At 58.5% G+C, this 24,811-nt stretch carries 24 protein-coding genes; 3 read left to right on the forward strand and 21 right to left on the reverse strand.

The genetic code is table 11. The features are described 5' to 3' along the window. Positions 1-76: 76 nt before the first annotated feature. From glmS to rpmH, 21 genes are all read right to left on the reverse strand, one after another. Complete coding sequence (gene glmS / locus ACF8Q6_RS21755) at positions 77-1,912, reverse strand: glutamine--fructose-6-phosphate transaminase (isomerizing) (RefSeq protein WP_392489771.1); 1,836 nt, start codon at positions 1,910-1,912, stop codon at positions 77-79. Positions 1,913-1,915: 3 nt separating this feature from the next. Next, on the reverse strand, positions 1,916-2,692 hold the full coding sequence (locus ACF8Q6_RS21760; protein ID WP_003253204.1) for a DeoR/GlpR family DNA-binding transcription regulator: 777 nt from the start codon (positions 2,690-2,692) through the stop codon (positions 1,916-1,918). A gap of 190 nt (positions 2,693-2,882) precedes the next feature. Then, positions 2,883-4,250: a bifunctional UDP-N-acetylglucosamine diphosphorylase/glucosamine-1-phosphate N-acetyltransferase GlmU gene (gene glmU, locus ACF8Q6_RS21765; RefSeq protein ID WP_010955885.1), complete on the reverse strand. Its 1,368-nt coding sequence runs from the start codon at positions 4,248-4,250 to the stop codon at positions 2,883-2,885. Between the two features lie 118 nt (positions 4,251-4,368). Next, on the reverse strand, positions 4,369-4,788 hold the full coding sequence (locus ACF8Q6_RS21770; protein WP_016489909.1) for a F0F1 ATP synthase subunit epsilon: 420 nt from the start codon (positions 4,786-4,788) through the stop codon (positions 4,369-4,371). 43 nt (positions 4,789-4,831) lie between these two features. After that, positions 4,832-6,208 (reverse strand): F0F1 ATP synthase subunit beta, encoded by a 1,377-nt coding sequence (atpD, locus tag ACF8Q6_RS21775; RefSeq protein WP_003253197.1) that lies wholly within the window; start codon positions 6,206-6,208, stop codon positions 4,832-4,834. Between the two features lie 27 nt (positions 6,209-6,235). Next, positions 6,236-7,096 carry a F0F1 ATP synthase subunit gamma gene (atpG, locus tag ACF8Q6_RS21780; protein WP_003253195.1) on the reverse strand — a complete coding sequence of 287 codons (861 nt, stop codon included), beginning with the start codon at positions 7,094-7,096 and terminating at the stop codon, positions 6,236-6,238. Positions 7,097-7,144: 48 nt separating this feature from the next. Further along, positions 7,145-8,689: a F0F1 ATP synthase subunit alpha gene (gene atpA / locus ACF8Q6_RS21785; protein ID WP_010955887.1), complete on the reverse strand. Its 1,545-nt coding sequence runs from the start codon at positions 8,687-8,689 to the stop codon at positions 7,145-7,147. 21 nt (positions 8,690-8,710) lie between these two features. Next, on the reverse strand, positions 8,711-9,247 hold the full coding sequence (locus ACF8Q6_RS21790; protein ID WP_392499448.1) for a F0F1 ATP synthase subunit delta: 537 nt from the start codon (positions 9,245-9,247) through the stop codon (positions 8,711-8,713). A gap of 12 nt (positions 9,248-9,259) precedes the next feature. Further along, positions 9,260-9,730, reverse strand: a complete 471-nt coding sequence (locus tag ACF8Q6_RS21795) for a F0F1 ATP synthase subunit B (RefSeq protein ID WP_010955888.1) — start codon at positions 9,728-9,730, stop codon at positions 9,260-9,262. A 56-nt stretch (positions 9,731-9,786) separates the two neighbouring features. Continuing rightward, positions 9,787-10,044, reverse strand: coding sequence for a F0F1 ATP synthase subunit C (gene atpE / locus ACF8Q6_RS21800; RefSeq protein WP_003097235.1), 258 nt, complete (start codon positions 10,042-10,044; stop codon positions 9,787-9,789). 144 nt (positions 10,045-10,188) lie between these two features. Beyond that, positions 10,189-11,058, reverse strand: coding sequence for a F0F1 ATP synthase subunit A (gene atpB / locus ACF8Q6_RS21805; RefSeq protein WP_003253188.1), 870 nt, complete (start codon positions 11,056-11,058; stop codon positions 10,189-10,191). 16 nt (positions 11,059-11,074) lie between these two features. Next, positions 11,075-11,482, reverse strand: a complete 408-nt coding sequence (locus ACF8Q6_RS21810) for a F0F1 ATP synthase subunit I (protein WP_008092225.1) — start codon at positions 11,480-11,482, stop codon at positions 11,075-11,077. A 149-nt stretch (positions 11,483-11,631) separates the two neighbouring features. After that, positions 11,632-12,504: a ParB/RepB/Spo0J family partition protein gene (locus ACF8Q6_RS21815; protein ID WP_003253185.1), complete on the reverse strand. Its 873-nt coding sequence runs from the start codon at positions 12,502-12,504 to the stop codon at positions 11,632-11,634. 9 nt (positions 12,505-12,513) lie between these two features. Next, the gene (locus ACF8Q6_RS21820; protein ID WP_003253182.1) at positions 12,514-13,305 is read right to left on the reverse strand and encodes a ParA family protein; all 792 of its coding nucleotides are present in this window, start codon (positions 13,303-13,305) and stop codon (positions 12,514-12,516) included. Between the two features lie 18 nt (positions 13,306-13,323). Continuing rightward, a complete protein-coding gene (gene rsmG / locus ACF8Q6_RS21825) occupies positions 13,324-13,974 on the reverse strand; it encodes a 16S rRNA (guanine(527)-N(7))-methyltransferase RsmG (protein ID WP_003253179.1) in 651 nt (216 codons plus the stop codon). Further along, entirely contained in the window at positions 13,971-15,863 is a 1,893-nt protein-coding gene (gene mnmG, locus ACF8Q6_RS21830) for a tRNA uridine-5-carboxymethylaminomethyl(34) synthesis enzyme MnmG (protein ID WP_014589199.1), read from the reverse strand. Before mnmG ends, rsmG begins: the two co-directional genes overlap by 4 nt. A 633-nt stretch (positions 15,864-16,496) precedes the next feature. Beyond that, positions 16,497-17,867: a tRNA uridine-5-carboxymethylaminomethyl(34) synthesis GTPase MnmE gene (mnmE, locus tag ACF8Q6_RS21835; protein ID WP_003253174.1), complete on the reverse strand. Its 1,371-nt coding sequence runs from the start codon at positions 17,865-17,867 to the stop codon at positions 16,497-16,499. Positions 17,868-17,955: 88 nt separating this feature from the next. Next, on the reverse strand, positions 17,956-19,638 hold the full coding sequence (yidC, locus tag ACF8Q6_RS21840) for a membrane protein insertase YidC (RefSeq protein ID WP_003253171.1): 1,683 nt from the start codon (positions 19,636-19,638) through the stop codon (positions 17,956-17,958). Positions 19,639-19,640: 2 nt separating this feature from the next. Then, on the reverse strand, positions 19,641-19,886 hold the full coding sequence (gene yidD, locus ACF8Q6_RS21845) for a membrane protein insertion efficiency factor YidD (RefSeq protein ID WP_003253169.1): 246 nt from the start codon (positions 19,884-19,886) through the stop codon (positions 19,641-19,643). After that, on the reverse strand, positions 19,879-20,283 hold the full coding sequence (gene rnpA, locus ACF8Q6_RS21850; RefSeq protein WP_392494566.1) for a ribonuclease P protein component: 405 nt from the start codon (positions 20,281-20,283) through the stop codon (positions 19,879-19,881). The genes yidD and rnpA overlap by 8 nt, the downstream gene beginning before the upstream one ends. A 13-nt stretch (positions 20,284-20,296) precedes the next feature. After that, positions 20,297-20,431 carry a 50S ribosomal protein L34 gene (rpmH, locus tag ACF8Q6_RS21855; protein ID WP_003253163.1) on the reverse strand — a complete coding sequence of 45 codons (135 nt, stop codon included), beginning with the start codon at positions 20,429-20,431 and terminating at the stop codon, positions 20,297-20,299. Positions 20,432-21,026: 595 nt separating this feature from the next. Between rpmH and dnaA the strand changes: the two genes are divergently transcribed. From dnaA to recF, 3 genes are read left to right on the forward strand one after another with little or no spacing between them, the layout of a single operon-like run. Beyond that, positions 21,027-22,544 carry a chromosomal replication initiator protein DnaA gene (gene dnaA, locus ACF8Q6_RS21860; RefSeq protein WP_003253158.1) on the forward strand — a complete coding sequence of 506 codons (1,518 nt, stop codon included), beginning with the start codon at positions 21,027-21,029 and terminating at the stop codon, positions 22,542-22,544. A 40-nt stretch (positions 22,545-22,584) separates the two neighbouring features. Next, positions 22,585-23,688, forward strand: coding sequence for a DNA polymerase III subunit beta (dnaN, locus tag ACF8Q6_RS21865; protein WP_392494558.1), 1,104 nt, complete (start codon positions 22,585-22,587; stop codon positions 23,686-23,688). Between the two features lie 15 nt (positions 23,689-23,703). Further along, positions 23,704-24,807: a DNA replication/repair protein RecF gene (gene recF, locus ACF8Q6_RS21870; RefSeq protein WP_392494560.1), complete on the forward strand. Its 1,104-nt coding sequence runs from the start codon at positions 23,704-23,706 to the stop codon at positions 24,805-24,807. Positions 24,808-24,811 lie beyond the last annotated feature (4 nt).

The raw sequence follows: 24,811 nt of genomic DNA on the forward strand, positions 1-24,811 counted from the left end.
TTACGTTGTGACAACCTTTATTGTTTTGTGACAACCTTTATTATTCAAAAACAGCTGATCAACACCTGACTACCCGTTACTCGACAGTCACCGACTTGGCCAGATTGCGCGGCTGGTCAACGTCGGTCCCCTTTAGCACGGCCACGTAATAAGACAGCAACTGAAGCGGAATGGTGTACAGGATTGGCGCCAGGGCATCGGCAATGTGCGGCACCTTGATCACGTGGGTGCCTTCGCCATTGGTCATGCCAGCGTGCTCGTCGGCGAATACGACCAGCTCGCCACCACGGGCACGCACTTCCTGCAGGTTGGACTTCAGCTTCTCCAGCAGTTCGTTGTTGGGTGCAACGGTAACCACCGGCATGTCGTTGTCCACCAACGCCAGCGGGCCGTGCTTCAACTCGCCTGCTGGGTACGCTTCGGCGTGGATGTAGGAGATTTCCTTAAGCTTGAGAGCACCTTCCATCGCCACCGGGTACTGCGCGCCGCGGCCGAGGAACAGGGTATGGTGCTTGTCGGCGAACAGCTCGGCAATTTTCTCGACGGTGGCATCCATGGCCAGGGCTTCGCCCAGGCGGGTTGGCAGGCGACGCAGCTCTTCAACCAGCTCAGCTTCGACACCGGCTTCCAGCGTACCGCGCACCTGACCAAGGGCCAGGGTCAGCAGCATCAGCGAAACCAGCTGGGTGGTGAATGCTTTGGTCGAAGCCACGCCGATTTCAGGGCCGGCCAAGGTCAGCAGGGTCAAGTCCGACTCGCGTACCAGCGAGCTGATACCCACGTTGCAGATCGCCAGGCTGCCAAGGAAACCCAACTCCTTGGCGTTGCGCAGTGCGGCCAAGGTATCGGCGGTTTCGCCGGACTGCGAGATGGAGACGAACAGCGTGTCCGGCTGCACCACCACCTTGCGGTAACGGAACTCGCTGGCCACTTCTACCTGGCATGGGATGCCTGCCAGGCTTTCCAGCCAGTAACGCGCAACCATACCGGCGTGGTAGCTGGTGCCACAGGCAACGATCTGCACGTTGCGCACCTTGGCAAACAGGTCGGCAGCTTGCGGGCCAAAGGCCTGGACCAGCACGTTGTCCTTGCCCAGGCGGCCTTCAAGCGTGCGCTGAACAACGCTTGGCTGCTCGTGAATTTCCTTGAGCATGAAGTGGCGGTAAGCGCCTTTGTCGGCAGCCTCGGCACCTTCGTGGTACTGCACGGTTTCGCGCTGGACCTTGTTGCCCTGCTGGTCCCAGATAGAGACCTGATCACGGCGGATTTCAGCGATGTCGCCTTCTTCCAGGTACATGAAGCGGTCAGTAACCTGACGCAGCGCCAGCTGGTCGGATGCCAGGAAGTTCTCGCCAAGGCCCAGGCCGATAACCAGCGGGCTACCACTGCGTGCTGCCACCAGGCGGTCCGGCTGCTTGGCACTGATCAGCGCGAGGCCGTAAGCGCCATGCAGGCGCTTCACCGCCGCCTTAAGGGCGTCGGTCAGGTCTGGAATGCTCTTCAGGGTGTGGTGGATCAGGTGGACGATGACTTCGGTATCGGTCTGCGAAGTGAAGACATAGCCCAACCCCTTCAGCTCTTCACGCAGCTCCTCGTGGTTTTCGATGATGCCGTTGTGCACCACGGCCACGTCATTGCCCGAGAAGTGCGGGTGGGCGTTGCCTTCAGTCGGCGCGCCGTGGGTAGCCCAGCGGGTGTGGGCAATTCCCAGCTGGCCTGCCAATGGGTCATCAGTAACAGCAACCTCCAGCTCGCTGACCTTGCCGATGCGGCGGCGGCGCTGCAGTTCACCATTCTGGGTGAGTACAGCCAAACCGGCGCTGTCGTAACCGCGGTATTCAAGACGCTTGAGGCCTTCGATCAGGATGGCTGTGATATTACGCTCGGCGACAGCACCAACGATTCCACACATGTTTTATTGCTCCTGGCTGATCGCGGCGCAGATCAGGTTGATGCCGCGGGCTTGAATTTGTTCGCGCGCTGCTGCTGGCAGGCGTTCATCTGTAATAAGGGTGTGTACGCTGCCCCAGGGCAGCTCGAGGTTAGGGATCTTGCGCCCCACCTTGTCCGACTCGACCATCACGATCACTTCACGGGCAACTTCGGCCATGACCCGGCTCAGCCCAAGCAGTTCGTTAAAGGTAGTGGTACCCCGGCCGAGGTCGATGCCATCGGCACCGATGAATAATTGGTCGAAATCGTAGGAGCGCAGTACCTGCTCCGCGACCTGGCCCTGGAACGATTCGGAATGTGGGTCCCAGGTGCCACCGGTCATCAGCAGCACCGGCTCGTGTTCGAGGTCGCAGATTGCACGAGCCACATTGAGCGAATTGGTCATCACCACCAGGCCTGGCTGGCGCCCCAGCTCGGGGATCATTGCCGCCGTGGTGCTGCCGCTGTCGATGATAATGCGCGCATGTTCGCGGATACGCCCCACAGCGGCACGCGCAATGGCCTTTTTATACGAAGAGACGGGTTGTGCCGGTTCACCGAGCAACTCTTGCGGCACCGGCACCGCACCACCGTAGCGGCGTAACAACAAGCCGTTGGTTTCCAAGGCGGCAAGGTCTTTGCGAATAGTCACTTCCGAGGTGGCGAAACGCTTGGCCAACGCGTCCACACTTACCTCACCCTGCTCGCTGAGCAGAGCCAGAATATTGTGTCGCCGTTGTGGTGTGTTTCGTTTCGACATGTGCGTTTAAGTTTCGATTCGAAAGTTAATGGTTGCAATCAAAACCTAAGACGAGCGATTCGTCAAGCTGTCGCTGACCTGTGGATTGTTTGCCTCTGCTTTGACGCGGTCCCTTTAGGCGCGGCAGCGCCAATAAAAAAGCCGACTTATTCACATAAGTCGGCCTTCGATCGAAACGGCTGTGAATAACTCAGCTCTTCTTGATCTTCTCCGGGCGCTTCCAGCCCGAAATGTTGCGCTGGCGCGCACGGGCTACAGCCAGGTCACCCGCTTCTACGGCCTGGGTGATGGTCGAGCCGGCTGCGGTGGTCGCGCCGGCCTTGATTTCCACAGGCGCCACCAGTGAGTTGTTCGAACCGATGAACACGTCTTCACCCATCACGGTCTTGAACTTGTTGGCGCCATCGTAATTGCAGGTGATGGTGCCGGCGCCGATATTGGTGCGCGCACCGATTTCGGCATCCCCCAGGTAGGTCAGGTGACCAGCCTTGGCCCCTTCACCCAGGTGGGCGTTTTTCAGTTCGACGAAGTTACCCACATGGGCCTTGGCGTCCAGTACGCTGCCCGGACGCAGGCGGGCGAACGGGCCAGCATCGCTGCCTTCTCCCATCACAGCGCCTTCGAGGTGGCTGTTGGCCTTGACCACCGCGCCTTTGCGCAGGGTCGTGTTCTTGATCACGCAGTTAGGGCCGATCTGCACATCGTCTTCGATGACCACCTTGCCTTCGAGAATCACGTTGATGTCGATCAGTACATCACGACCAACGCTGACTTCACCACGAACATCGAAGCGTGCCGGGTCACGCAGGGTAACCCCCTGAGCCATCAGACGGCGGCCTTCACGCAACTGGTAGTGACGCTCCAGCTCGGAGAGCTGGCGGCGGTCGTTGGCGCCCTGCACTTCCATAGCGTCGTGTGGCTGTTCAGTTGCCACCACCAAGCCATCGGCCACTGCCATGGCAATTACGTCGGTCAGGTAATACTCGCCCTGGGCGTTGTTGTTCGACAGCCGGCCCATCCAGTCAGCCAGACGCGCGGCTGGCAGCGCCAGAATGCCGGTGTTGCCTTCCTTGATCGCTTTTTGCGCGTCGTTGGCGTCCTTGTGCTCAACGATGGCAGTTACCTTGCCCTGCTCGTCACGCACGATCCGGCCATAGCCGGTCGGATCGTCGAGGGTGACTGTCAGCAGTCCCAGCTGCTGATCGTTGGCCTTCGCCAACAGACGCTGCAGGGTCTCCACTTCGATCAACGGCACGTCGCCGTACAACACCAGCACGGTGTCAGCGGTCAGCGCCGGCAGTGCCTGGGCAACAGCATGACCGGTACCCAGCTGTTTATCCTGCATGACGAAATTCAGGTCGTCAGCGGCCAGGCGCTCGCGAACCAGCTCGGCACCATGGCCAATGACCACGTGAATACCTTGCGGCTGAAGTTGGCGCGCGCTGTGGATAACATGGCCGAGCATGGAATTGCCAGCTACCGGGTGCAACACTTTGGGCAGCGCCGAGCGCATGCGAGTGCCTTGGCCGGCGGCGAGAATAACGATATCGAGTGACATTACTGGCTACCAATCCTGGGCGGTCAGTGAAAGACCGGGGGAGAAAACAGAAAAAGAAAAAGGGTAGCCGAGGCTACCCTTTTACTCAATCGCAACAGAAGTTATCAGCCGGGGCCGATTACTTGCCTTTGCGCATTTGCTGGACGGTACGCAGCTGGGCTGCGGCCTCGGCCAGACGTGCGGCGGCGGCGCCGTAGTCGAAGTCCGCGCCTTTCAGATTCAGGGCGTTCTCGGCAGCCTTGAGGGCCTCCTGAGCCTGAGCTTCATCCAGGTCTGCAGCACGTTGCACGGTATCGGCAAGCACCTTGACCATGTTCGGCTGAACCTCGAGGAAACCACCAGAGATGTAGAACACCTCTTGTGCGCCACCCTGCTTGGTCAGCGTGATCGGACCAGGCTTGAGATTGGTGATCAGCGGCGCATGGCCTGGAGCGATACCAAGATCACCCAGGTTACCGTGCGCAACCACCATCTCGACCAGGCCGGAGAAGATCTCTCCTTCCGCGCTGACGATATCGCAATGGACTGTCATAGCCATCTGCTTGCCTCAACCTGATAGCGCCCCTTGCGGGGCGCAGGAATTACAGTTTCTTGGCTTTCTCGATCGCTTCGTCGATGCTGCCGACCATGTAGAACGCTTGTTCTGGCAGGTGGTCGTAGTCACCTTTGAGGATGCCGCTGAAGCCAGCGATGGTGTCTTTCAGGGAAACGTACTTACCTGGCGAACCGGTGAAGACTTCTGCCACGAAGAACGGCTGCGACAGGAAGCGCTGGATCTTACGAGCGCGGGCTACCAGTTGCTTGTCGGCTTCGGACAGTTCGTCCATACCCAGGATCGCAATGATGTCCTTCAGCTCTTTGTAGCGCTGCAGAACATACTGAACGCCACGAGCGGTCTCGTAGTGCTCGTTGCCGATCACGTTCGGGTCCAGCTGGCGCGAAGTCGAGTCCAGTGGGTCGACCGCTGGGTAGATACCCAGGGAGGCGATGTCACGGGACAGAACGACGGTGGCGTCCAAGTGGGCGAAGGTGGTCGCTGGCGACGGGTCGGTCAAGTCGTCCGCAGGTACGTATACGGCCTGTACGGAGGTGATCGAACCTTCCTTGGTGGAGGTGATGCGCTCTTGCAGAACGCCCATCTCTTCAGCCAGGGTCGGCTGGTAACCTACTGCCGAAGGCATACGGCCCAGCAGTGCGGATACTTCGGTACCGGCCAGGGTGTAACGATAGATGTTGTCGACGAACAGCAGAACGTCGTTACCTTCGTCACGGAACTTCTCGGCCATGGTCAGGCCGGTCAGCGCTACACGCAGACGGTTTCCTGGTGGCTCGTTCATCTGACCGTAGACCAGCGCTACCTTGTCGAGAACGTTGGAGTCCTTCATCTCGTGGTAGAAGTCGTTACCCTCACGAGTACGCTCACCCACACCAGCGAACACGGAGTAACCGCTGTGTTCCATGGCGATGTTACGGATCAGTTCCATCATGTTTACGGTCTTGCCGACACCGGCACCACCGAACAGACCAACCTTACCACCCTTGGCGAACGGGCAAACCAGGTCGATAACCTTGATGCCGGTTTCCAGCAGGTCGTTGCCGCCTGCCTGGTCAGCGAACGAAGGCGCTGGCTGGTGGATACCGCGACGCTCTTCTTCGCCGATCGGGCCGGCTTCGTCGATCGGGTTGCCCAGTACGTCCATGATACGGCCCAGGGTGGCCTTACCAACTGGAACGGAAATGGCAGCGCCGGTGTCGACGACATCCAGACCGCGCTTCAGGCCTTCGGTCGAGCCCATCGCAATGGTACGAACCACGCCGTCGCCCAGCTGCTGCTGAACTTCCAGGGTGGTTTCCGCGCCTTGTACTTTAAGCGCGTTGTATACACTCGGCACGACGTCACGTGGGAATTCCACGTCGATGACGGCGCCGATGATTTGAACGATACGTCCGCTACTCATAGCTGGATCCTCTGAATATGTGAACCGTTAAACCGCGGCAGCGCCGCCGACGATTTCCGAGATCTCCTGGGTGATCGCAGCCTGACGCGCCTTGTTGTAGATCAACTGAAGCTCTTTGATCAAATCACCGGCGTTGTCTGTGGCGTTCTTCATGGCGATCATCCGGGCCGCTTGTTCAGCAGCGTTGTTCTCGACCACCGCCTGGTATACCTGCGACTCCACGTAGCGCACCATCAAGCCGTCCAGCAGCTCTTTTGCGTCGGGTTCGTACAGGTAGTCCCAGTGATGCTTGAGATCCTGATCCGGGGTTGCCACCAACGGTACCAATTGCTCGACCGTCGGCTTCTGGGTCATGGTATTGATGAACTTGTTCGAAACCACCGAGAGGCGATCGATACGGCCGTCCAGGTAGGCGTCCAGCATCACTTTGACGGAGCCGATCAGATCGTTGATCGATGGCTCTTCGCCCAAGTGGCTGATCGCTGCTACGACGTTGCCGCCAAAGATGCGGAAGAAAGTCGCACCCTTGCTGCCGATCACGCACAGGTCGATTTCCACGCCCTGTTCGCGGTTTGCGCTCATGTCCTTGACCAGGGCCTTGAACAGGTTGGTGTTCAAGCCACCGCACAGACCACGGTCACTGCTCACCACGATATAACCAGCGCGCTTTACAGGGCGCTCGATCATGAACGGGTGGCGGTATTCCGGGTTGGCGTTGGCCAGATGACCGATCACCTGGCGGATACGTTCCGCGTAAGGACGGCTAGCAGCCATGCGCATTTGTGCCTTGCGCATCTTGCTGACCGCCACTTTCTCCATGGCGCTGGTAATTTTTTGCGTGCTTTTGATGCTCGCAATCTTACTGCGAATCTCTTTTGCGCCTGCCATGTATCACCTATCAGGTTAGCAAGCGGGGGCCTGAGCCCCCGCTGCGGCTTACCAGGTCTGGGTGGCCTTGAACTTCTCGATACCGGCTTTCAGGCCTGCGTCGATTTCGTCGTTGAAGTCACCCTTCACGTTGATCTTCGCCATCAGTTCAGCGTGATCACGGTTGAAGAAGGCGATCAGAGCTTGCTCGAAGCTGCCGATCTTGGAGACTTCTACGTCGATCAGGAAGCCACGCTCAGCGGCGTACAGCGACAGAGCCATGTCCGCGATGGACATCGGCGCGTACTGCTTCTGCTTCATCAGCTCGGTAACGCGCTGACCATGCTCCAGCTGCTTGCGGGTCGCTTCGTCCAGATCGGACGCGAACTGGGCGAATGCAGCCAGTTCACGGTACTGAGCCAGAGCGGTACGAATACCACCGGACAGCTTCTTGATGATCTTGGTCTGAGCGGCACCACCTACGCGGGATACCGAAACACCGGCGTTCACTGCAGGGCGGATGCCCGAGTTGAACATGGCCGATTCCAGGAAGATCTGACCGTCGGTGATGGAAATCACGTTGGTCGGAACGAACGCAGAAACGTCGCCAGCCTGGGTTTCGATGATCGGCAGAGCGGTCAGGGAACCGGTTTTGCCAGTGACAGCACCGTTGGTGAACTTCTCTACGTACTCTTCCGAAACGCGCGATGCACGCTCCAGCAGACGGGAGTGGAGATAGAACACGTCGCCTGGGTATGCTTCGCGTCCTGGTGGACGGCGCAGCAGCAGGGAGATCTGACGGTAGGCAACGGCCTGCTTGGACAGGTCATCGTAAACGATCAGTGCGTCTTCACCGCGGTCGCGGAAGAACTCGCCCATGGTGCAACCGGCGTATGGCGCCAGGAATTGCAGTGCGGCGGATTCCGAAGCACTGGCAACAACCACGATGGTGTTGGCCAGGGCGCCGGTTTCTTCCAGCTTGCGAACGATGTTGGCAACGGTGGAACGCTTCTGGCCGACTGCAACATAAACACAGAAAATACCGGAGTCTTTCTGGTTGATGATGGCGTCGATGGCCATGGCGGTCTTGCCGATCTGACGGTCGCCAATGATCAGCTCACGCTGGCCACGGCCGACAGGGATCATGGCGTCGACGGATTTGTAACCAGTCTGTACAGGTTGGTCTACCGACTTACGCCAGATCACGCCTGGAGCCACTTTCTCGACTGCGTCGGTCTGGGTGTTGCCCAGAGGACCTTTGCCGTCGATCGGGTTACCCAGTGCGTCAACGACGCGACCCAGCAGTTCCTTACCAACCGGAACTTCCAGGATGCGGCCGGTGCACTTGGCGCTCATGCCTTCGGCGAGGGTGTCATAGGCACCCAGGATCACTGCACCTACGGAGTCTTGCTCCAGGTTCAGGGCCATGCCGTATACGCTGCCAGGGAACTCGATCATTTCGCCGTACATGACGTCGGCCAGACCGTGGATCCGCACGATACCGTCGGATACCGAAACGACGGTACCTTCGTTACGGGCTTGGGAGCTCACATCGAGGTTATCGATGCGGCCCTTGATGATTTCACTAATTTCGGAAGGATTGAGTTGCTGCATTGCTCTGCTGCCCCTTCAAACTCAAGATTTCAATGCTTCGGCCAGTTTCGCGATTTTGCCGCGAACAGAGCCATCGATTACCAGGTCACCGGCGCGGATGACGACGCCGCCAATCAGGCTGGCATCCTCCGACGCGTGCAGGCGCACTTCCTGGCCTAACCGTGCACTGAGAACCTTGGCGAGTTTGTCTTGCTGTTCTTGGTTCAACGCGAAGGCACTGGTGACTTTCACGTCCACGGATTTCTCTTGCTCGGCCTTGTACAGGTCGAACAGGGCGGCAATCTCCGGCAGAAGCAGGAGACGGTCGTTTTCCGCGGCAACATGAATGAAATTCTGTGCCTGTGCATTGAACTTGTCACCGCACACGTCAATGAACGTGGCGGCCTTTTCTGCGCTCGTCAGTCGCGGGGCCTTGAGCAGGCGCTGCATGGTGTCGTCTTGCGACACCGCAGCAGCCAGGCCGAGCATGGCTGACCAATTGGCCAGTTGCTGATGGGCCTGGGCATGCTCAAAGGCAGCCTTAGCGTAAGGTCGGGCCAACGTGGTCAGTTCTGCCATGATCGCCCTCGCTTAAATTTCAGCGGCCAGTTTGTTAACCAGCTCCGCATGCGCGTTTTGATCGATTGTGGCGCCAAGGATCTTTTCAGCACCACCAACGGCCAGAGCACCCACTTGGGCACGCAGGGCGTCTTTAGCGCTGTTCAGTTCCTGTTCGATCTCGGCCAGAGCCTGAGCCTTCACACGGTCAGCTTCGACGCGAGCCTGTTCACGGGCTTCGTCGACAAGCTGAGCAGCGCGTTTCTTGCTTTGCTCGATGATTTCGGCTGCCTGTGCTTTAGCTTCACGCAGTTGCTGACCCGCTTTCTCTTGGGCCAGCTCCAGGTCGCGAGCTGCGCGGTTGGCAGCGTCCAAGCCGTCGGCAATCTTCTTTTGGCGCTCTTGCAGAGCAGTGATGACCGGAGGCCATACATACTTCATGCAGAAGAGTACAAAAATCAGGAAAGCAACGGATTGGCCAATCAGGGTTGCATTAATGTTCACGCCAACACCTCGCTCGGTCTTAATTCATACAGCCATCAACTCGTGGTGACGAGTGATTAGCCGGCGATCTGACCAACGAACGGATTCGCGAAGGTGAAGAACAGAGCGATACCAACACCGATCATGGTTACGGCGTCGAGCAGACCGGCAACGATGAACATTTTGACCTGCAGCATCGGAACCATTTCTGGCTGACGAGCAGCGCCTTCCAGGAATTTGCCACCCAGCAGGCCGAAACCAATGGCGGTACCCAGAGCACCCAGGCCGATCAGCAGAGCAACAGCGATAGCGGTCAGACCAACTACAGTTTCCATCTTTCCTCCCGACTTTTACGTCGTATTGGTTAGGTTTTTAGTTTGAAGCGGTAAAACAAATCGTTTGGTACAGCATGCCCTTGCGGACTTTTTAAGCCCTCCCCCCGTACAGGCAGGGAAGGCTATCAGACACGCCAGGCGGTCTTAATGGTTATCTTCGTGAGCCATCGACAGGTAGACGATGGTCAGCATCATGAAGATGAAAGCTTGCAGGGTGATGATCAGGATGTGGAACACAGCCCACGCCCATTGCAGCACCACACCCAGGCCGCTGAGCCACAGCAGGCCGGAGCCGAACATTACAGCGATCAGGATGAACACCAGCTCGCCAGCATACATGTTGCCGAACAGACGCAGTGCCAGCGAGATCGGCTTGGCGATCAGGGTGACGAATTCCAGCAGGAAGTTGACTGGAATCAGCAGGATCTGCACGAAGATATTCTTGCTGCCAAACGGGTGCAGGGTCAGCTCACCGATGAAGCCGCCCAGTCCCTTGACCTTGATGCTGTAGAAGATGATCAGGGCGAAGACGCAGAAGGCCATGGCCAGGGTCGCGTTCGGGTCGGTGGTCGACACGGCGCGGAACGGAATGTGCGGGTCACCGGAAATCAGGATGGCCAGCTGAGGAATCCAGTCGACCGGTACCAGGTCGACGGCGTTCATCAGGAATACCCAGACGAAAATGGTCAGCGCCAGTGGTGCGATTACCGGGCTACGGCCGTGGAAGGAGTCCTTCACGCTGCCGTTGACGAAGTCGACCATCACCTCAACGAAGTTCTGCAGACCGCCAGGTTGGCCGGAAGTCGCCTTCTTAGCCGCCATGCGGAAGATCAACAGGAAGATCAGACCCAGCGCGACGGACCAACCCAGGGTGTCCAGGTGGAACGCCCAGAAGCCCATTGCCTTGGCTTCTGCAGCCGAATGGGCGAAGCCCCAGCTGCCGTCTGGTAGTTGACCGTAGGTCAGGTTCTGCAAGTGGTGCTGGATATAGCCCGAAGCGGTTTCTGCTGCCATGGTTGCCTCAAACGCCCTAAGGTCTCGAAAGTCTTTTATTCATCAGCAGGGGCGCGAACCAGCTGACCAAAAGGGTCAACACGAAGACGCCGAATACTGCTAGCGGCGCCAGTGGCTTCACTCCTGCAAAGGTCAGTGCAAAAAGCACTGCCGTCAAAATCATCTTGCCTGCCTCGCCAGCGTAAAACGACTTGACGATAGCTTGTGCCGCCCGAGCCCCGCTGAAGCGAAAAGCCTTCCAGGCGAAATACACATTGGGCAGCCAGGCAATCAAACCTCCGCAAAGGCCTGAATATCCACTGACCGCCCCTTTCCACTGCCACAACACCAAGGTTGCCAGCAGCAGTACGACAAATTGAGCCAGCAGTACCGGAAAAACCGCCCAGCGATGGAAAGGCAGGCGGTTTGGCGTGCGTATTTCCATCACAACTGCTCCTCGGAAGTCGACCAACAAGTCAGCTATGACTTGGCATAATTTGTGCCGACAAAATGCGCGCAGAGTATAGGGGTGGATTAACCCCTATTCAACTCTTCGGTAGTGATTTCCGACTTCGCGCTACAACAGGAATTGTTTCAGCGGATGTGAGCGAGCACGCCTTGCAACTCATCAAGCGAGTTGTAGCGAATAACCAACTGGCCTTTGCCCTTGTTGCCATGACGGATCTGCACGGCCGAGCCCAGGCGCTCTGCGAGCCGCTGTTCAAGGCGTGCGATATCCGGATCAGGTTTGCTCGGTTCGACCGGATCAGGCTTGTCGCTGAGCCACTGACGGACCAGTGCCTCGGTTTGGCGCACGGTGAGGCCACGTGCGACAACATGACGCGCCCCCTCCTCCTGACGATTTTCATCCAGGCCGAGCAATGCACGGGCGTGCCCCATCTCCAGATCACCGTGGGCGAGCATGGTCTTGATCGCATCAGGCAAGGTAATGAGGCGCAGCAGGTTGGCCACAGTCACCCGCGACTTGCCCACAGCATCAGCCACCTGCTGCTGGGTGAGCTCGAATTCCTGTTGCAGGCGCTGCAGGGCCATGGCCTCTTCCAGTGGGTTGAGGTCTTCGCGCTGGATGTTCTCGATCAATGCCATGGCGATGGCGGCTTCGTCGGGCACTTCGCGGACCATGGCCGGGATCGTGTCCAGGCCGGCCTGCTGGGTCGCGCGCCAACGGCGCTCACCGGCGATGATCTCGTATCGGTTGTCGCCAATCGGGCGTACCACGATCGGTTGCATCACACCATGGTTGCGAATCGAGTGCGCAAGCTCTTCCAGCGCCTCCGGGTCCATGTCCCGGCGAGGCTGATACTTGCCGCGCTGGACCAGCTCGACCGGCAGGTGTTGCAGTTCTTTCTGGTCGATCTTCACAGCCTGCTCTTCGAGCGCGCTGACGGAAGGACCACTGAGCAGTGCATCCAACCCACGTCCGAGACCCCGTTTCTTGACGGCCATACGGATTCCTTAAGTTGTTTGTGCAGTGCGTGATGGACGGCGTTGACGGCGTACCAGTTCCCCAGCCAGGGCCAGGTACGCCAGCGCGCCCCGCGATTGCTTGTCGTAAGCAAGGGCTGGCATGCCGAAGCTGGGGGCCTCGGCCAAGCGAATGTTGCGCGGAATGACCGTGTCGTATAGCTGAGGGCCAAAGTGCTCCTTCAACTGTGCCGAAACATCGTTGTTCAGGCTCAGACGCGGATCGTACATGGTCCGCAGCAGGCCCTCGATCTTCAACTCCGGGTTCAACCGGGCGGCGATACGCTTGATGTTATCCACAAGGTCGCTGAGACCTTCCAGTGCGTAGTACTCACACTGCATGGGGATAATCACGCCATCGGATGCGACCAGAGCATTCAGCGTGAGCATCGACAGCGATGGCGGGCAGTCGATGAGGATGTAGTCGTAGTTATCGCGAATAGGCGCCAGGGCGTTGCGCAGACGGCTCTCCTTGACCTGCATTTCCAGCAGCACCACCTCAGCGGCGGTCAGGTCACGGTTGGCCGGCAGCAACTGGAAGCCTCCGTGCTCGGAGTAGTGCATAGCCTGGGCCAAGTCGCACTCCCCGATCAGCAGGTCGTAGACCGAATGCTCGAGCTCGTGCTTGTCCACACCGCTGCCCATGGTGGCGTTGCCCTGCGGATCGAGGTCGATCAGCAGGACACGACGCTTGGTCGCAGCCAGCGAGGCGGCGAGATTGATACAGGTGGTTGTCTTGCCCACACCACCTTTCTGGTTCGCGATTGCGAATACCTTAGCCATTGTTGCGAGTGTTCCCAGTCATGCCTTGCGGCGCAGTATCAGCAGATGGCGCTGGCCCTGGCAACCCGGAACGGTCAGGGCCTGTTCGCTTTCCACTGTGAAGTCTGCGGGCAATGCTACCAGTTCATCGGCAGGATGCAGCCCCTTCATTGCAAGCCATTGCGTCCCGGTGTCGCCCAAGTGGCGGGTCCAGTTGGTGAAGTTCTCCATGCTGCTGAAAGCGCGGGAGATGATTCCGTCGAACGGTTGTGCCGGCTGGAAGGCCTCGACCCGGCTGTGGATAACCGTGAGGTTGTCCAGCTTGAGTTCCATTTTCACCTGAGTCAGGAAACGGGTTTTCTTGCCATTGGCGTCCAGCACGGTGACGCGCTTGTGTGGATGCAGGATAGCCAGCGGGATGCCGGGCATGCCACCGCCGCTGCCAACATCCAGCCAGTTATCACGATCGTTGTGGATAAAAGACATGACGCTAAGGCTGTCGAGCAGGTGGCGCGAAACCATCTCGTCCGGGTCGCGCACAGCAGTCAGGTTGTAGGCTTTGTTCCATTTGATCAACAGAGCCAGGTAGCCAAGCAGCTTCTCGTGCTGCTCGGCAGTCAGCTCGACGCCAAGCTGGCGCGCACCTGTGGATAACTCTTCAGCGTGTTGAGGGGTGACCAGGGAACTCAAGCGCTTTGCTCCAATTCGCGGCCAGCGCCGCGTTTTTTCAAGTGAATCAGCAACAGGGAAATCGCCGCCGGGGTCACACCCGGGATACGTGAAGCCTGGCCCAGCGTCTCCGGACGGGTCTGGCTCAGCTTGCCCTGTATCTCCTTGGACAGGCCGGAAATCGTCGTGTAGTCGATATCCACAGGCAGGCGTGTGTCTTCGCTGGCGCGCAGTCGGGCAATTTCATCCTGCTGGCGGTCGATGTAGCCGGCGTATTTGGTGCGGATCTCGACCTGCTCGGCAACCTGTGGATCGATCGCTTCACCGCCAGTCGCTTCGATCAGGCCGGCGTAGTCGATTTCGGGGCGCGCCAGCAGGTTCAGCAAGCTGTACTCGTGGCTCAGCGGAGTGCCGAATTTATCCACAATGGCCTGGCCTTGCTCGGTATTCGGCCTAACCCAGGTCGATTTCAGGCGCTGTTCCTCACGCTCGATACCGTCGCGCTTGGCGCAGAACGCGGCCCAGCGCTGGTCATCGATCAGGCCCAGTTCACGGCCCTTTTCGGTCAGGCGCAGGTCGGCGTTGTCTTCGCGCAGTATCAGCCGGTACTCGGCACGCGAGGTAAACATGCGGTACGGCTCCTGGGTACCCAAGGTAATCAGGTCGTCCACCAGTACGCCGATGTATGCCTCGTCGCGGCGCGGGCACCAGCTGTCACGGCCCTGCGCCCGCAGTGCGGCGTTAGTCCCGGCCAGCAGGCCCTGGGCGCCGGCTTCTTCGTACCCGGTGGTGCCGTTGATCTGCCCGGCGAAGAACAGGCCGCCGATGACTTTGGTCTCGAGGCTGTACTTGAGGTCACGGGGATCGAAGTAGTCGTACTCGATGGCATAGCCCGGGCGCACGATGTGGGCGTTTTCCATGCCGCGGATCGAACGGACCAGCTCCAGCTGCACGTCGAACGGCAGCGAAGTGGAAATACCGTTGGGATACAACTCATGGGTGTTCAAGCCTTCCGGCTCAATGAACACCTGGTGGCTTTCCTTGTCGGCGAAGCGGTGGATCTTGTCTTCGATCGACGGACAGTAGCGCGGACCGACACCTTCGATCACGCCTGAGTACATCGGTGAACGGTCGAGGTTCGACGCAATGATCTCGTGGGTGCGCGCATTGGTGTGGGTAATCCAGCAGCTCACCTGACGCGGGTGCATTTCGGCATTGCCCATGAACGACATCACCGGGATCGGCGTATCGCCTGGCTGTTCGGTCATTACCGAGAAGTCCACCGAGCGGCCGTCAATGCGTGGCGGGGTACCGGTTTTCAGGCGGCCGACGCGCAGCGGCAGTTCACGCATGCGGTGGGCCAGGGCAATCGAAGGTGGATCACCGGCGCGACCACCGGAATGGTTTTGCAGACCAATGTGGATAAGGCCGCCGAGGAAGGTACCGGTAGTCAGCACCACCGATTCGGCAAAGAAACGCAGGCCCATCTGGGTCACCACGCCTTTGACCTGGTCCTGCTCAACGATCAGGTCGTCGCAGGACTGCTGGAATATCCACAGGTTTGGCTGGTTTTCCAGGATTTCACGTACCACTGCCTTGTAGATGGCGCGGTCGGCTTGCGCACGGGTGGCACGTACGGCCGGGCCCTTGCGGTTGTTCAGAACGCGGAACTGGATGCCGCTCTTGTCGGTGGCCAGCGCCATGGCGCCGCCGAGCGCATCGATCTCTTTGACCAGATGGCTTTTGCCAATACCGCCGATGGCGGGGTTGCAGCTCATGTGACCGAGGGTTTCCACGTTATGGGTCAGCAGCAGGGTTTTCACACCCATGCGTGCAGACGCAAGCGCAGCCTCGGTACCGGCATGGCCGCCGCCGATGACGATCACGTCAAAACGGGAAGGGAAATCCACCACGCACCTCGTGCCTGTTTTTGCGAATAGAGAAGGTAAGCGCACAAGTATAGGGACTTCACCCCCAGTAAAGAAACCGTCTGAGCAAATTTTGACCAGTCTGTGGATGAGTGGCAAACAACAGAAATCAGAGAGAAGAAATTTAAAAAGCTTTGTTTTTATGTTTATTCTTATGCACAGCGATATCTGTGGATAAAGTCCTGTATCCCAATAATGGCGCTATGTAGAGAGAAATTAAACCCTGTGTCTGGAGTGCCATGAGGCCTATGGATAACGTCTTTTAGCCTGTGGATTAAATGGCTGTTTACCCACAGGCGGGTTTTTCCTCAGAAAAAAAGCCCGCTTATCAACTGAGCTGAAGGCGACTTTTCCACAGGGCTCCTGAGCACAGTTTTGGAGCCGAGCATGGAAAATTCAGCGCGCTGGCGGCCAGACATGGTCAGGTTGGAGCGGTCGAGCCCCCGAAAGGGTCGGTACATCCACAGAGATCTGGAGCTTGTAAGGGCTTCTTCGCGGGTCCGCCCGCCCCCACAGGTGTTTGGGTCATCGGCCTGCATGCATCTTCTGCAACGAATTTCAGGCAAAAAAAAGCCGCTCCCTAAGGAGCGGCGCTTGGCCTTGCCTGGCTGTGGATTACTTGCCGATGCAGAAGCTGGAGAATATCCGCCCAAGCAGGTCATCCGAGCTGAATGCGCCTGTAATCTCCCCCAGCGCATGCTGTGCCTGGCGTAAGTCCTCAGCCAGAAGCTCTCCCGCGCCCGCCAAGGTCAATTGAGCACGGCCGTGCTCCAGGTGCTCGCTGGCTTGGCGCAAGGCATCCAGATGGCGCCGGCGGGCGCTGAAGCCACTCTCTGCAGTCTGCTCGTAACCCATACAGCCCTTCAGATGGTCGCGGAGCAGTTGCAGCCCTGTGTCGTCGCCCTTGGCGCTCAGGGTAATGGTCACATGGCCGTCATCGCACTGTTCCAGCGCTACCCGCTCACCACTCAGGTCGGCCTTGTTGCGAATCAGCGTGACCTTGGCCGGGTCCGGCCGCTGAGCGAGAAACTCCGGCCACAAAGCGAACGGATCGCTGGCCTCGGGCGCAGTGGAGTCGACCACCAGTAGCACACGGTCTGCCTCGCCAATGGCCTTCAGGGCGCGTTCCACACCGATCTTTTCCACATGGTCATCGGTATCGCGCAAGCCAGCAGTATCGACAACGTGCAGCGGCATGCCGTCGATGTGGATATGTTCGCGCAGGATATCCCGCGTGGTGCCGGCGATGTCAGTGACGATGGCAGCTTCCCGCCCGGCCAGCTGGTTCAGCAAGCTCGACTTACCAGCATTCGGCCGGCCGGCAATGACTACCGTCATGCCGTCACGCAGCAAGGCGCCCTGCCCGGCCTCGCGCTGCACAGTGGATAACTCGCTGCGCACGGCATCAAGCATCGACAGCACGTGGCCATCGGCGAGGAAGTCGATCTCTTCCTCAGGAAAATCGATCGCCGCCTCGACGTAAATTCGCAGGGCAATCAACGCCTCGGTGAGGCTGTGCACACGCTTGGAGAATTCCCCTTGCAGCGAGCGCAGGGCGTTGCGCGCTGCCTGGCTGGAACTGGCCTCGATCAGGTCGGCGATGGCTTCGGCCTGCGCCAGGTCGAGCTTGTCGTTGAGGAAGGCGCGCTCGCTGAACTCGCCCGGGCGAGCCAGACGACAGCCGACTTGTACACAGCGCTGCAGCAGCATGTCCAAGACCACAGGGCCACCGTGTCCCTGCAGTTCAAGCACGTCCTCGCCAGTGAACGAATTAGGCCCTGGAAAGAACAGAGCAATCCCTTCGTCCAGCACCAGCCCTTCATCGTCGCGGAACGGACCGTAATGGGCATGCCGCGGGGTCAGGGTGCGGCCAGTGATCAACAGGCCGGCCTTGGCAGCCAGAGGGCCGGACAACCTGACAATTCCCACACCGCCCCGGCCCTGGGCCGTGGCGATGGCGGCGATGGTTTCACGCACAGTGTTCATGCTCGAAAGCCTCTACGACAAAAACGACAGATAGCAAAAACGCCCCACTAGGGGGCGTTTTTTATTCACAGGCTAGCGTATTAGCCCGTCAAGCAGCAGCTTTTTTGGTAGCTGCTTCGATACGGCGAGTGATGTACCACTGCTGCGAAATCGACAGGCAGTTGTTCACAACCCAGTACAGCACCAGACCGGCAGGGAACCACAGGAAGAAGAAGGTGAAGATGATTGGCATCATTTTCATCACCTTGGCCTGCATCGGATCCGGCGGAGTCGGGTTCAGGCGCTGCTGGATGAACATGGTGGCGCCCATGATGATCGGCAGGATGAAGAACGGATCCTTGATCGACAGGTCGGTAATCCAAAGGATCCATGGGGCCTGGCGCATTTCCACGCTTTCCAGCAATACCCAGTACAGGGCCAGGAATACCGGCATCTGCACCAGGATCGGCAGGCAGCCGCCCAGTGGGTTGATCTTCTCTTTCTTGTAAAGCTCCATCATCGCCTGGGACATCTTCTGGCGATCGTCACCGAAGCGTTCCTTGAGTGCGGCGAGCTTAGGTGCAACGGCACGCATACGCGCCATGGAGCGGTAGCTGGCAGCCGACAGTGGGAAGAACAGGCCTTTGATCAACATGGTCAGCACGATGATCGACCAGCCCCAGTTACCCAGCAGGCTGTGGATATGTTGCAGCAGCCAGAAGATCGGTTGGGCGATAAACCACAGGAAGCCGTAGTCGACGGTCAATTCCAGGCCTGGGGACAACTCTTTCAGCTTGGACTGGATCTTCGGACCAGCGTACAGCAGGGCACTGGTTTCGACCTTGCCGCCAGCCGGTACGCTGATAACCGGGCCGGTGTAGCCGATGATGTAGTTGCCCTGGCTATCCTTGCGGGTCTGGACAACGTTGTTGTCCGACTTGGCCGGAATCCAGGCGGTCACGAAGTAGTGCTGCAGCCAGGCAACCCAGCCGCCGGACACATTTTCTTTCAAACTACCTTTGTCGATGTCCTTCATCGAGACCTTTTTGTAAGGCTCAGATGCTGTCCACAGGGCTGCACCCAGGTAGGTAGCGGTGCCGGTGGCAGTACTGGAGGACGGATCGCCGCTGGCATCACGCTTGAGCTGGGCAAACATGTTGCCGCTCCAGGCTTGGCCGCTCTGGTTGTCGATCAGGTAGCTGACATTCAGGTCGTACTCACCGCGCTTGAAGCTGAAACGCTTGATGTAGTTGACACCGTTGTCACTGAACTTAAGGTCTACCACCAGTTGTTCCTGGCCGTCGGCCAGCTGGTAGCTCTTCTGCTCGGCGGCATACAGGGGACGGCCGCTGGCGCGGGCATCCGGGCCATCGGTGCCGGTCAGACCACTTTGTGCCAGGTAAACACGCTCACCACCGTTGTCGAACAACTGGAATGGAATGTTCGGGTGGTCTTGACGGCGTGGGTACTTCGGCAGGTTCAGCTGGACGATGTCACCACCGACCGGATCGATAGCCAGTTCCAGAACGTCGGTCTTGACTCGGATCAGGTCCTTGCTGAGTGCGACCGGTGCCAGTTCGGCAGGGCTCGATTCGGCGTTGGCGCTCGGTACATCGGCGCTGGCACCGTTGTTACCGGCCGGCACGCCATCGGGCAAGCCCGGAGCAACAGTGCTGGCAGCAGTATTCTGAGTCGGCAGGGCAGCCTGGCCGTAGTCATCGTTCCACTTCAGGACCATGACGTAGGACACGACTGCCAGCGCGGCGATCAGGATCGTGCGTTTAATATCCATGATTACTCGGCTATCGAAGAAGTTCGGGAGGAAGGAGCGGGTGGAACGGGGTCGAAACCGCCGTCATTCCACGGATGACAACGCCCCAGGCGACGAACGGCCAGCCACCCACCACGCCAGATGCCATGGTTTTCGATGGCTTCATACGCGTAACAGGAGCAACTGGGGAAAAACCGACAGTGATTGGCCATCAGAGGACTAATGGCGTAACGGTAAAACTGGATCGGAACGAGTGCCAGTTTACGCATCTTGGCTGTCTACCCCTGCGGAATTGGCGGTGACTCCTGGTGTCGGCCGGCTGCGCGCCAGGCGTTTCCAGAGCTTGCCAAAGTGTTGGTGCAATTCCGGGTTTTCTATCTCACCCAATCCCTTGCGCGCGACGATCACGATGTCCAAGCCGGCAAGCAATTGCTGGTTCAGACGAAAGGAATCGCGCATCAAGCGCTTGAGGCGGTTGCGTTGAACGGCGAGCTTGACACTCTTCTTGCCGATTACCAAGCCAAGGCGTGGGTGATCGAGGCCGTTCTCGCGAGCAAGGATCAGCAGGTTTTTCCCTGGAACCTTGCCGGTTGGGGAGTCGAAGACCGCTTTGAAATGCCGGGGTGTAAGCAGTCGCTTTTCCCGACTGAAGTCCTGACTCACCACCTGTGCCGAAAAATCAAATGGCCAGACGCTTACGGCCTTTGGCACGACGACGCGACAGAACAGCACGGCCGTTCTTGGTAGCCATACGGGCACGGAAACCGTGGGTGCGGGCGCGCTTGATGGTGCTTGGTTGGAAAGTACGTTTCATGGCGTGTTACCTGGTTTGTCGACGACGGGCCGGGATGGCCCCCTTTTTAAGAGACCGGCGATTCTAGAGAAAGCAAGCCCATAGGTCAATTTCCAACCAGTCTTTCCATATAGAGCATGTGATGGACGGTGCCTGTTGATCAGTGCCCAAGGGGTGCTTGATCGGACACACGGATCGGGGACAACATGAAAAAAAAGAAGAGACATATAAAAAGCTTTTTTGAAGAACTTATAAATCTTAAGTGGATAACCTTCTGTGGATAACCTTCGCCAGCCCATGAATTACGGGGTTTACAGAGTTTCACAACTTTGTTCTGAACCCGTGCTGCGCTTGTTCCCATCGTGAGCGAAAGCTGTGGATAGAAACGCCTGTTATCCACAGAGGAGTTATCAACAGGCTAAGAGGTGGGGTTGTGCATAGCCCTCATGGGCATTTATCCACAGGGCTTATTCACAGAAGCAAAAAGCCGTTTTGGTCTATAAATGGCTGTTTTGTCGTGGTTCCTAACGTGTCCACATGTGGATAACTGAACGCTCGACCGGTACAATGGCGGTTTGTTTTTGCCTCATCCGGCTTTCAAACTCAGGGGATATCCGTGTCAGTGGAACTTTGGCAGCAGTGCGTGGAGCTTCTGCGCGATGAACTGCCTGCCCAGCAATTCAACACCTGGATCCGTCCGCTACAGGTCGAAGCCGAAGGCGACGAGTTGCGCGTCTATGCGCCTAACCGTTTCGTTCTCGATTGGGTCAATGAAAAGTACCTGGGTCGCTTGCTCGAGCTGTTGGGTGAGAACGGTAGCGGCATTGCACCAGCCCTTTCCTTATTAATAGGTAGCCGCCGCAGCTCGGCCCCAAGGGCTGCGCCCAACGCGCCGGTCAGCGCTGCCGTTGCGGCCTCGCTGGCGCAGACTCAGGCACACAAGACGGCCCCGGCAGCAGCGGTTGAACCCGTTGCCGTGGCCGCGGCCGAGCCTGTATTGGTCGAGACGTCTTCGCGTGACAGCTTTGATGCCATGGCCGAGCCTGCTGCGGCGCCGCCCAGTGGTGGCCGGGCTGAACAGCGCACCGTGCAGGTTGAAGGTGCGCTCAAGCACACCAGTTATCTGAACCGGACCTTTACCTTTGACACCTTCGTCGAAGGTAAGTCGAACCAGCTCGCCCGCGCGGCTGCCTGGCAGGTTGCGGACAACCCTAAGCATGGCTACAACCCACTGTTCCTTTATGGCGGTGTGGGTTTGGGTAAAACCCACCTTATGCATGCTGTGGGTAACCATCTGCTGAAGAAGAATCCGAACGCCAAGGTGGTGTACCTGCATTCGGAGCGCTTCGTCGCGGACATGGTCAAAGCGTTGCAACTTAACGCCATCAACGAATTCAAGCGCTTCTACCGCTCGGTGGACGCGTTGCTGATCGACGATATCCAGTTCTTCGCTCGCAAAGAGCGCTCGCAAGAAGAGTTTTTCCACACCTTCAACGCCTTGCTTGAGGGTGGCCAGCAGGTAATCCTTACCTCTGACCGCTATCCCAAGGAAATCGAAGGCCTGGAAGAGCGTCTGAAGTCGCGCTTTGGTTGGGGCCTGACGGTGGCTGTCGAGCCGCCAGAGCTGGAGACCCGCGTAGCGATCCTGATGAAAAAGGCCGATCAGGCCAAAGTCGAGCTCCCCCATGACGCAGCCTTTTTCATCGCTCAGCGCATCCGGTCCAACGTCCGTGAGCTGGAAGGTGCACTGAAGCGGGTTATCGCTCATTCGCACTTCATGGGGCGTGACATCACCATCGAGCTGATTCGTGAATCGCTAAAGGATCTGTTGGCGCTGCAAGACAAACTGGTCAGTGTGGATAACATTCAGCGTACCGTCGCTGAGTACTACAAGATCAAGATCTCCGATCTGTTGTCCAAGCGTCGTTCGCGTTCTGTCGCGCGCCCGCGTCAGGTAGCCATGGCCCTGTCAAAGGAGTTGACCAACCACAGTCTGCCGGAAATCGGGGACATGTTCGGTGGTCGCGACCATACGACCGTGCTGCACGCCTGCCGCAAAATCAATGAATTGAAGGAATCCGACGCGGACATCCGCGAGGACTACAAGAACCTGCTGCGGACGCTGACGACCTGATGGCCGTCTGCGCAGCTAATTGAAGGCAAGGGACTAGACCATGCATTTCACCATTCAACGCGAAGCCCTGTTGAAACCCCTGCAACTGGTCGCCGGTGTCGTCGAGCGCCGTCAGACCTTGCCGGTCCTGTCCAACGTATTGCTGGTCGTACAAGGCCAGCAACTGTCGTTGACTGGTACCGACCTGGAAGTCGAGCTGGTAGGCCGCGTGCAACTGGAAGAGCCGGCAGAGCCTGGCGAGATCACTGTTCCGGCGCGCAAGCTGATGGACATCTGCAAAAGCCTGCCTAACGACGCCCTGATCGATATCAAGGTCGATGAGCAGAAATTGTTGGTAAAGGCCGGCCGCAGCCGCTTCACCCTGTCGACCCTGCCTGCCAATGACTTCCCGACTGTGGAAGAAGGCCCGGGTTCGCTGACCTGCAACTTGGAGCAGAGCAAGCTGCGCCGCCTGATCGAGCGTACCAGCTTCGCCATGGCCCAGCAGGATGTGCGCTATTACCTCAACGGCATGCTGCTTGAGGTTTCCCGCAACACGTTGCGGGCCGTATCCACCGACGGTCACCGCCTGGCGCTTTGCTCGATGAGTGCGCCGATCGAGCAGGAGGGTCGGCACCAGGTCATCGTGCCGCGTAAAGGTATCCTGGAGTTGGCGCGCCTGCTGACCGATCCTGAAGGTATGGTCAGCATCGTGCTGGGCCAGCATCACATCCGCGCCACTACTGGCGAGTTCACCTTTACCTCCAAGCTGGTGGACGGCAAGTTCCCGGACTACGAGCGCGTACTGCCCAAAGGCGGTGACAAGCTGGTTGTCGGAGACCGCCAGGCGCTGCGTGAAGCTTTCAGCCGTACTGCGATTCTTTCCAACGAAAAGTACCGCGGTATTCGCCTGCAACTGGCTGCCGGTCAACTTAAGATCCAGGCTAACAACCCTGAGCAGGAAGAAGCTGAAGAAGAAATCAGCGTGGACTACGAAGGTAGCTCGCTGGAGATTGGTTTCAACGTCAGCTACTTGCTGGACGTGCTGGGCGTGATGACTACTGAGCAAGTTCGTCTGATCTTGTCCGATTCAAACAGCAGTGCGCTGCTGCAGGAAGCTGGCAATGACGATTCTTCCTACGTTGTCATGCCGATGCGCCTGTAACCTGTAGCAGGCGAAATGTCCCTTCGACGTATCATGGTCACCGCGGTGCGCAACTTGCACCCGGTGACACTCTTACCCTCCCCCCGCATCAACATCCTTTACGGCGCCAACGGCAGCGGCAAGACCAGCATGCTAGAAGCCGTGCATTTGCTCGGGCTGGCCCGTTCATTTCGCAGCACCCGCCTGAATCCGGTTATTCAGTACGAACAGGCTGCCTGTACTGTGTTCGGCGAGGTTCAGCTGACGGAGGGTGGTACGAGCAACCTGGGTGTGTCCCGTGAGCGCCAAGGGGATTTTACTATCCGCATCGATGGGCAGAATGCGCGCAGTGCTGCGCAATTAGCTGAGTTACTGCCCCTTCAGCTCATCAACCCAGACAGTTTCCGGCTGCTGGAAGGTGCCCCAAAAATACGCCGCCAGTTTCTGGACTGGGGGGTGTTCCACGTGGAACCTCGTTTTCTGCCAGCCTGGCAACGCCTTCAGAAGGCGCTGCGGCAGCGGAACTCATGGTTGCGTCATGGTACACTTGACCCAGCTTCGCAAGCCGCCTGGGACCGGGAATTGTGCCTGGCTAGCGCGGAAATAGATGAATACCGTCGCAACTACATCAAGGCCTTGAAGCCCGTCTTCGAGCGAACCCTGAGCGAACTGGTCGAGCTGGACGGGTTGACCCTAAGCTACTACCGAGGCTGGGACAAGGACCGGGAACTGCAAGAAGTGCTCGCCTCCTCCCTCCTTCGCGATCAGCAGATGGGCCATACCCAAGCCGGTCCGCAGCGTGCTGATCTGCGTTTGCGGTTGGCTGGCAACAACGCAGCCGACATCCTGTCGCGTGGTCAGCAAAAGTTGGTGGTATGCGCATTGCGCATTGCCCAAGGCCACCTCGTCAGTCAGGCTCGCCGCGGTCACTGTATTTATCTCGTGGATGACTTGCCGTCCGAACTGGATGACCAGCATCGCCGCGCACTGTGCCGCTTGCTTGAAGAATTACGCTGCCAGGTGTTCATCACCTGTGTAGATCACGAATTACTGAGGGAAGGCTGGCAGACGGAAACGCCAGTTGCTTTGTTCCACGTGGAACAAGGCCGTATCACCCAGACCCACGACCATCGGGAGTGAAGGC

This window comes from Pseudomonas sp. GLN_2 (assembly GCF_043106005.1).
GTDB classification, from domain to species: Bacteria; Pseudomonadota; Gammaproteobacteria; order Pseudomonadales; family Pseudomonadaceae; genus Aquipseudomonas; species Aquipseudomonas alloputida.

Excerpts from the sequence above, each read along its gene's own strand:
- atpB (WP_003253188.1), bottom strand. The coding sequence starts at position 11,058 with ATGGCAGCAGAAACCGCTTCGGGCTATATCCAGCACCACTTGCAGAAC.
- glmS (WP_392489771.1), bottom strand. The coding sequence starts at position 1,912 with ATGTGTGGAATCGTTGGTGCTGTCGCCGAGCGTAATATCACAGCCATC.
- ACF8Q6_RS21810 (WP_008092225.1), bottom strand. The coding sequence starts at position 11,482 with ATGGAAATACGCACGCCAAACCGCCTGCCTTTCCATCGCTGGGCGGTT.
- atpD (WP_003253197.1), bottom strand. The coding sequence starts at position 6,208 with ATGAGTAGCGGACGTATCGTTCAAATCATCGGCGCCGTCATCGACGTG.
- glmU (WP_010955885.1), bottom strand. The coding sequence starts at position 4,250 with ATGTCACTCGATATCGTTATTCTCGCCGCCGGCCAAGGCACTCGCATG.
- yidC (WP_003253171.1), bottom strand. The coding sequence starts at position 19,638 with ATGGATATTAAACGCACGATCCTGATCGCCGCGCTGGCAGTCGTGTCC.
- atpA (WP_010955887.1), bottom strand. The coding sequence starts at position 8,689 with ATGCAGCAACTCAATCCTTCCGAAATTAGTGAAATCATCAAGGGCCGC.
- atpG (WP_003253195.1), bottom strand. The coding sequence starts at position 7,096 with ATGGCAGGCGCAAAAGAGATTCGCAGTAAGATTGCGAGCATCAAAAGC.
- ACF8Q6_RS21790 (WP_392499448.1), bottom strand. The coding sequence starts at position 9,247 with ATGGCAGAACTGACCACGTTGGCCCGACCTTACGCTAAGGCTGCCTTT.
- atpE (WP_003097235.1), bottom strand. The coding sequence starts at position 10,044 with ATGGAAACTGTAGTTGGTCTGACCGCTATCGCTGTTGCTCTGCTGATC.
- ACF8Q6_RS21760 (WP_003253204.1), bottom strand. The coding sequence starts at position 2,692 with ATGTCGAAACGAAACACACCACAACGGCGACACAATATTCTGGCTCTG.
- rpmH (WP_003253163.1), bottom strand. The coding sequence starts at position 20,431 with ATGAAACGTACTTTCCAACCAAGCACCATCAAGCGCGCCCGCACCCAC.
- ACF8Q6_RS21815 (WP_003253185.1), bottom strand. The coding sequence starts at position 12,504 with ATGGCCGTCAAGAAACGGGGTCTCGGACGTGGGTTGGATGCACTGCTC.
- recF (WP_392494560.1), top strand. The coding sequence starts at position 23,704 with ATGTCCCTTCGACGTATCATGGTCACCGCGGTGCGCAACTTGCACCCG.
- ACF8Q6_RS21820 (WP_003253182.1), bottom strand. The coding sequence starts at position 13,305 with ATGGCTAAGGTATTCGCAATCGCGAACCAGAAAGGTGGTGTGGGCAAG.
- yidD (WP_003253169.1), bottom strand. The coding sequence starts at position 19,886 with ATGCGTAAACTGGCACTCGTTCCGATCCAGTTTTACCGTTACGCCATT.
- ACF8Q6_RS21770 (WP_016489909.1), bottom strand. The coding sequence starts at position 4,788 with ATGGCTATGACAGTCCATTGCGATATCGTCAGCGCGGAAGGAGAGATC.
- dnaN (WP_392494558.1), top strand. The coding sequence starts at position 22,585 with ATGCATTTCACCATTCAACGCGAAGCCCTGTTGAAACCCCTGCAACTG.
- mnmE (WP_003253174.1), bottom strand. The coding sequence starts at position 17,867 with ATGAACACTGTGCGTGAAACCATCGCCGCCATCGCCACGGCCCAGGGC.